The organism is Bartonella sp. MU37NMGALS (assembly GCF_042194015.1).
GTDB classification, from domain to species: domain Bacteria; phylum Pseudomonadota; class Alphaproteobacteria; order Rhizobiales; family Rhizobiaceae; genus Bartonella; species Bartonella grahamii.
In genome coordinates this window covers 1-1,063 of sequence record NZ_JBHIML010000098.1, presented here as the reverse complement: position 1 = coordinate 1,063, position 1,063 = coordinate 1, and the positions used below count along the sequence as shown (strand labels likewise).

The 1,063-nt window shown below is 37.0% G+C and carries 1 protein-coding gene; it reads right to left on the bottom strand.

Annotation, left to right across the window (positions count from 1 at the left end):
- Nucleotides 1-167 precede the first annotated feature (167 nt).
- Nucleotides 168-869 carry a hypothetical protein gene (locus ACFIJP_RS09275; RefSeq protein WP_375627133.1) on the bottom strand — a complete coding sequence of 234 codons (702 nt, stop codon included), beginning with the start codon at nucleotides 867-869 and terminating at the stop codon, nucleotides 168-170.
- Between the last annotated feature and the right edge of the window lie 194 nt (nucleotides 870-1,063).

Genomic DNA, 1,063 nt, shown 5'->3' with positions numbered 1-1,063 from the left:
AGGCTTATAATATTTCGAGTAAGAGCATGTTTGATTTTTTTGATTTCACTGGTTAATTCGTATTTTTTGCACATAGAGATACCCTCACAATTTAATGTGATAAACGTTTGCTAAAATTTGGAATGGAAAATTTAAAAGAGGGGCACCCCCGCCGCGCCCGCGCGTCTTTACGCTGCTTTATTTTCAACAATCTTTACAACGGTATCGTTTTCATAAATTTCACAATCTTCAGGAATTCCATATGCATAATAAAAGTTTTGTTTGACATATGAATAATCATTTCTTTTTAATCTTGCATTGCCATGTACCAAACCTCTAATGGTGTGATAACCAGTCACTTTTGCATTCCCATAAACAGAACCATAGACCTTAACATACCCACCCACGCTAGCATTGCCATAAACCTTGCCATAAATTTTTGAAGAGCTACTTACAACAGCATAATCATAAACCTCAGCCTTGCTATAAATGCGTGCACTTCCTGTTAATTTTGCATTCCCATAAACCCTTGCATATTGATAAACCCACACCTTATCAGAAAGATGCGCATTATCATAAACATGAGCTCCAAAATACACGCGGGTTTTATCATATACATGCGCATTGCCATAAACAAAACCACCAATGACAGCGTTGCCATATACCCTTGCATTTTCATAAACACGACCAGATTTTACAACACAAGCATTATCATAAACCCAGCAATTGCCATCATGAGAAAGGTTATCTTCCTTTTCAATAAAGCCGCCTAAATCACCAGCTTTAACATCAGCAAAGTCTTTTAAAGCACGAATGCGGTATAAAGTAATCCCTTTAACGTGACTTTCATTTATAAGCTCATATTTTTTAGATACATTTTTAGTGGTCATAGGTAGCTCCCTAATCTAATATTCAAACAAATTTTTAAATGAAATGGTTATAAGGAGGCGCCCCCGCCGCGCCCGCGCCGTTATTTACGCAGCATCACTTTCATATTCGCTGTTATCATCATCGTCATAATACCCTTCAAAATCAGCATAATACTCATGACGATAATAATCATCTTCGCTACCAAACTCAGGAT

Coding starts and splice junctions, on each gene's coding strand:
- ACFIJP_RS09275 (WP_375627133.1), bottom strand. CDS start 869: ATGACCACTAAAAATGTATCTAAAAAATATGAGCTTATAAATGAAAGT.